Origin of the sequence: Mycobacterium sp., from assembly GCF_050701675.1 — a bacterium.
Lineage (GTDB): Bacteria > Actinomycetota > Actinomycetes > Mycobacteriales > Mycobacteriaceae > Mycobacterium.
In genome coordinates, this window is the sequence record NZ_JBOGDD010001336.1 from 1 (window position 1) to 5,238 (window position 5,238).

Here is a 5,238-nt window from a genome sequence, read left to right on the forward strand (position 1 = left end):
GTACGGTCCGATGCGTGTGCGAACATACGTTCGTGCGCTGGAGCAATCAGACCATCGAGGCCGAAGAGCAGGCTCGCCTTCCGGGCTACCGCGACGGGGCCGTCGTGCGTCACTTCGATGCGCCCGAGGCGCTGGACATCCGCTTCTACGAGGTCCACGCGAAGTCGGCGCTCAATCGCGTGCCCGAGGCGTCGCAGATGCCGTTTCGCTGGACGATCAACCCGTACCGGGGCTGTACCCACGCCTGCCAGTTCTGTTTCGCCCGGCCGACGCACAAGTACCTCGACCTCGACGCCGGGCGCGACTTCGAGCGCGAGATCGTGGTCAAGGTCAACGTGCCCGAGGTGCTGCGCGCGGAGTTGCGGCGGCCCTCGTGGCAGGGCGAGCACGTGGCGCTGGGCACCAACACCGACCCGTATCAGTGGGTCGAGGGCCGCTACCGGTTGATGCGCGGGATCCTGGAGGCGCTGCGCGATGCGCGCAACCCGTGCTCGGTGCTGACCAAGTCGCCGCTGGTGCTGCGCGATCTGGACCTGCTGCTGCAGATCGCCGAGGTGGCGCCCGTGAGCGCGAACTTCTCGGTGCCGACGCTGGACGAGAAGGCCTGGCGGGCCAGCGAACCGCACACGCCGCATCCGAAGGCGCGCCTGGAGGCGGTCGGCGAGCTCAATCGTGCGGGGATTCCTGCGGGCATCCTGATCGCGCCGCTGATGCCGGGGATCAACGACTCGCCCGAGCAGGTGGAGCGGATCCTCGAACTGGCGGCGGAGAACGGGGCGACCGCGGAGCCTGTCAAGTCGGATGAGACACTCGCGCGTCGAAATTAGTGTGCAGCCTCCTTGGTCGTGGCGGGCTTGTTGATCCAGGCGGCGGTCGGCAGCGCGGGCGGCCTGGGCGGGCGCCTGACGAAGCGTTCGGGGGTCGCGGTGTAGGCGTCGTGCAGGACGCGTGCGCGGTCGGCGTGGATGGTGTCGGCGTGTCCGTGGTGGACGGCGGCGGGGGTCATCAGGCCGATGCCAGAATGACGATGCGAATGGTTGTAGTAGTCGAAGAACTCGCGGCAGTGCGCGCGGGCGTGCTCGATGCTGTCGAAGCGCTGCGGGAACGTCGGCCGGTACTTCAGCGTCTTGAACTGCGCTTCGGAGTAGGGGTTGTCGGTCGAGGTGTAGGGCCGGTTGTGGCTCTTGAGCACGCCGAGGTCGGCGAGCAGGAACGCGACCGGCTTGCTGGTCATCGAGGACCCGCGGTCGGCGTGCACGGTCAGCTGGTCGCGCGCGATCTGCTGCTGGTCGCAGACCTGGGCGATCAGCTCCCGCGCGACCTGCCCGGACTCGCGGTGCTGGACGGTCCAGCCGACGGCGTAGCGGCTGAACACGTCCAACACGACGTAGAGGTAGTAGTAGGTCCACTTCGCCGGGCCCTTGAGCTTGGTGATGTCCCAGGAGTGCAGCTGGTTGGGGCGCTGGGCCAGCAGCTCGGGCGCCGCGTAGGGCGGGTGCTCAAGCTGTGCGCGGCGTTCGCGCACCCCGCCGTGCTTAGCGGCCAACAGCCGGTACATCGTGCGCTGCGACGCCAGGTAGCGGCCCTCGTCCAGCAGCGTCGCCCACACCTGCGCGGGCGAGCTGTCTGCGAACCGCTCGCTGTGCAGCATCTCCAGGACGGCCTCGCGCTCGGCGTCAGACAGCGCCCGCGCGGGCGGCTGACGCGGCCGCGGCGGCCTGGCCGGCGGCGGGTTGCGGTGCCGGTAGACGGTCGCCGGGGCGGCGCCCAGCGCTCGGCACGCGGGCCTGGTGCCGACCACGGGTGTCAGCTCGTCGACGGTGGACTGGATCATCGCTCGATGTTCTCCTGCGCGCCCCTGGGCTCGAGCAACTCGCCCAACAACGCCGAGACGTTTCCCTGCACCTCGATGACCTTGCGCGCCTTCGCAAGCTCCGCTTCGGCGCGCTCGGCGCGGCGGCGCAGCTCGGCGTTCTCGGCGTCGCGCGGGTCGGTCTTCGGACGTCCGCGCGGCCGCTCCAGCGCCCCGAGCGCACCGGCCTCGTGGGCGCGGCGCCACTCCGTCAACAGCGACGAGTACAAGCCCTCACCACGCAGCAGCTCGCCGATTTCGCCGGGCCGCGTGCACGCCTCGGCCTCACGCACGATTCGCAGCTTGTACTCCGCCGTGAACCGCCGACGCTTGGGCCTCTCGACCAGCTCGGGGTCAGGCACCCCCGCCGACAAGCCGCGCGCGGCGGGCTGGGAATCCCGCTCGCCTCCGGCTCCCAGGACCCCCAGCCCGCCGGCATCTCCGTTGATCTCCAACACCGTCACATGCTCCGTTCTCGCCCTCAGGACTCAGTAGTTCCTCGGTCATGAGCGTCTCACGTGACGTTGGCAGAGAGGGCTCGGCTGGGCAACGAAACGGCCTGCGCGGTTGGAAGCTGCCATAGAAGCTATTAAAGCAAGTGCCGGAAGATTTTAATTAGCTAGGACCGTTGTCAGGGCCTACGAACACACGTGCAAACAACGGAATGAATTGGTCGCCGCTATTAACTGCCCGTGGCAAAGGAGTCAGCTACTCAGGCAACGGGACCTGAGACGGGCTGGATTCGACGGAGACCGTGATCTGACCTGGTTTCGGTGGAGCCGGGACGCTGGAATCAGGCGGCGTGGTTGGTGTCGTTAGTGATTGTGACGGCGGTCTCGGAGGCCACGTCGTCCGTGGTGTCGGCTGTCGGGGCCGAAGCTCGCCGAAGGCGGGCGGAGGCGCCGGCAGCCGCGCGCGTCTGCAGCGCCGGGCCGGTAGTGACCGTGGCCGGGGTGTTGGCCTGGAGCCACGCGTTCTCGACCTCGTCGGGGGTGCGCATCCCCAGAGCGGAGTGCCGGCGGCGGGGGTTGTGCCACAGCTCGATGTAGTCGTGGATCGCCGTGGCCAGCTCGATGCGTGTCTTCCATTTGCGGCGATCCAGCAGCTCGACCTGCATGCGTCCCCAGAAGCTCTCCATCAGCGCGTTGTCAAACGCGGACCCGACGGCACCCATCGACGGCGAGATGCCGGCCTGGGAGAGGTTGTGGCTGAAGGCCCATGAGCTGAACTGGACGCCGCGGTCGCTGTGCATCACGAGTCCGTCGCGGTCGGGGCGTCGCTGGGTGGCCATGCCCAGCGCGTTGAGGACCAGGCTGGTGGTCTGGGTGGAGTCGATCGACCAGCCCACGACCTTGCGCGAGTAGGTGTCGAGCACGACGCAGCAGTACACCTTGCCCTCGCGGGTGGGGTGCTCGGTTATGTCGGTGAACCACAGCTCGTTGGGGCGATCGCGTTTGAACTTGCGCCCGACCAGGTCCAACGACGTCACTCTGGACAGCTTCGCACCGCGCGGCAGCCTCCGCCGCGGCAGCCCTTTGAGGCCGATCTGGCGCATGATGTCCCCGACGGCACAGTGGCCGACCGCGATTCCGCGTCCGTATTTCAGCTCGGCGGTGATCCGCATCGCGCCGTAGGTGCCGCCGGACTCCTTGTGGACGTCGGCGATCTCCCCGGCCAGCCAGATCCTGCGCAATGTCCGTGGCGCGTCGGGACGATCAATCCAGGCGTAGTAGCCCGATTGGGACACGCCCAACGCGACGCAGGCCTGCTGCACGTTGATGCCCTGCCCGGCCAGAGACCTGATCACCGGGTAGAGCCTTTTGGGGCTATCCCCTCGGCCAGGAACACCTCGTTGACCTTGCGCGCCACCGCCAACTCGGTCTCCAACTGGCGGATCCGCCGCCTGGCGGCGGCCAACTCCAACTGCTGGCTCGTCGTCGCGCCCTCAGCCTCGCCGCGATCGATGCGCTCCTGCTTCAGCCACGTATAGATCGTCGCGTCCGACATCCGAAACGTCGCCGCCAGCTGCTTGACCTTCGTGCCCGCACGGGCTAGCTCGATCACCTGGCGACGCACCTCGGGCGGGTAACTCCTCGGCATCTGCTGCTTCCTCTCTGCCAGCAGATCCCAGTATCCCGACTCCACTTTTCCCAGGTCAGATCAAGGTCTCCGTCAAACCCAGCCCGGCTCATTTGGTCTGTATCGGGCGGCGATCGCGCAGGGAGTCGCCATGCAGGTCGTGGCGCCGGGCAAGACGCCGCGGGGTGCCAGCGATCGGGTCAAGACCGATCGCAAGGACGCCGAGTTGCTCGCGCGTTTGCTGCTGGCCGGCTCGTTGACCAGGGTTGTCGTTGCGCCGCCCGAGGTCGAGGCCGCTCGGGAGCTGACCCGGGCCCATGACGCCTGCCGGCGGGATCTGATGACCGCCCGCCACCGCGTCAGCAAGATGCTGCTCAGGCATGGCCGCGTCTATCCGAAGGCGACGACGTGGACGGCCGAGCATCGCCGCTGGCTGTCGGTCCAGCGCTTTGACCATGCCGCCAGCGATCTGGTGTTTGGCGACCTGCTGGCCTGCGTCGACGGGCTGTCGTCGCGCAAGGCGCAGATCGCGTTGGCGCTGTCGCAGCTGGCTACCGATCCGGCCTGGTGGCCGACCGTCGCCCGGCTGCGCGCCTTCCGCGGGATCGACACCCTGACCGCGTTCTCGTTGCATCTGGAGCTCGGCGCAGATTGGCGGCGCTTTGAGCGTGCCTCGCAGCTGAGCGCGTGGCTGGGCCTGACCCCGTCGCTGAGCCAATCCGGCGAGTCCTCCCGCCAGGGCTCGATCACCAAGACCGGATCGATGCTCGCCCGCCGGCTGCTGGTCGAGTCAGCCTGGCACTACAGCCGACAACCACGGCTCGGCGCGACCCTGGCCAACCGCCAGCACGGCCAGCCCGATCACATCCTCGCGATCAGCAACCGCGCCCAGCAGCGCCTGTTCAAGGTCAACCGGGCGATGAAGGCCAGGGCCAAGCCCCACAACGTGATCGTCGTCGCCTGCGCCCGCCAGCTGGCCGCCTTCCTGTGGGCCGCCGCCACCGCCGACTAACCCCGGGCTGACAGCACCACTGGACGGTGGGCCGGGGCGCCGGGCCATCAGCGGCCGGCACACGCGATTGCACTATGAGCACCACCCCCGCGCTTGGCGCGGGTTGGCACGCTCGTTTCTAGACAGCGACAGCCGGCAGCACGAAACCGGGCCCTGAGGTAGCCAACCCTCGCATTTCAGACTGGCAACGCCGACACCGAGCCCGGCGCCCCGCCGCACCGACCACCCCTTCATCACGGCCGCCCAGCGGACGCCGATCCCGCACGCCCACTTGACAAACCGACGGCCATATCAG

General features: G+C 68.5%; 5 protein-coding genes. 2 read left to right on the forward strand and 3 right to left on the reverse strand.

The genetic code is table 11. The features are described from left to right. Positions 1-827 (forward strand): radical SAM protein (locus ACRDUX_RS41420; RefSeq protein WP_526423475.1); only part of this gene is annotated, 827 nt, incomplete at its 5' end. On the opposite strand, the gene ACRDUX_RS41425 is transcribed toward ACRDUX_RS41420, so the two are convergent. The 3 genes from ACRDUX_RS41425 to ACRDUX_RS41435 all read right to left on the reverse strand — a co-directional run bounded on the left by ACRDUX_RS41425 (position 824) and on the right by ACRDUX_RS41435 (position 3,952). Continuing rightward, a protein-coding gene (locus ACRDUX_RS41425) for an IS3 family transposase (protein ID WP_526423481.1) occupies positions 824-2,226 on the reverse strand; the annotation gives its coding sequence in 2 pieces (ribosomal slippage) (positions 824-1,899 and positions 1,899-2,226; 1,404 coding nt in all). The two genes, ACRDUX_RS41420 and ACRDUX_RS41425, sit on opposite strands and share 4 nt — an antisense overlap. A gap of 419 nt (positions 2,227-2,645) precedes the next feature. Further along, entirely contained in the window at positions 2,646-3,659 is a 1,014-nt protein-coding gene (locus tag ACRDUX_RS41430) for an IS3 family transposase (RefSeq protein ID WP_526423477.1), read from the reverse strand. Next, positions 3,656-3,952 carry a transposase gene (locus ACRDUX_RS41435; RefSeq protein WP_526423479.1) on the reverse strand — a complete coding sequence of 99 codons (297 nt, stop codon included), beginning with the start codon at positions 3,950-3,952 and terminating at the stop codon, positions 3,656-3,658. Before ACRDUX_RS41435 ends, ACRDUX_RS41430 begins: the two co-directional genes overlap by 4 nt. Between ACRDUX_RS41435 and ACRDUX_RS41440 the strand changes: the two genes are divergently transcribed. Next, positions 3,951-4,943: an IS110 family RNA-guided transposase gene (locus tag ACRDUX_RS41440; RefSeq protein ID WP_526423483.1), complete on the forward strand. Its 993-nt coding sequence runs from the start codon at positions 3,951-3,953 to the stop codon at positions 4,941-4,943. The two genes, ACRDUX_RS41435 and ACRDUX_RS41440, sit on opposite strands and share 2 nt — an antisense overlap. The last annotated feature ends 295 nt before the right edge of the window (positions 4,944-5,238 follow it).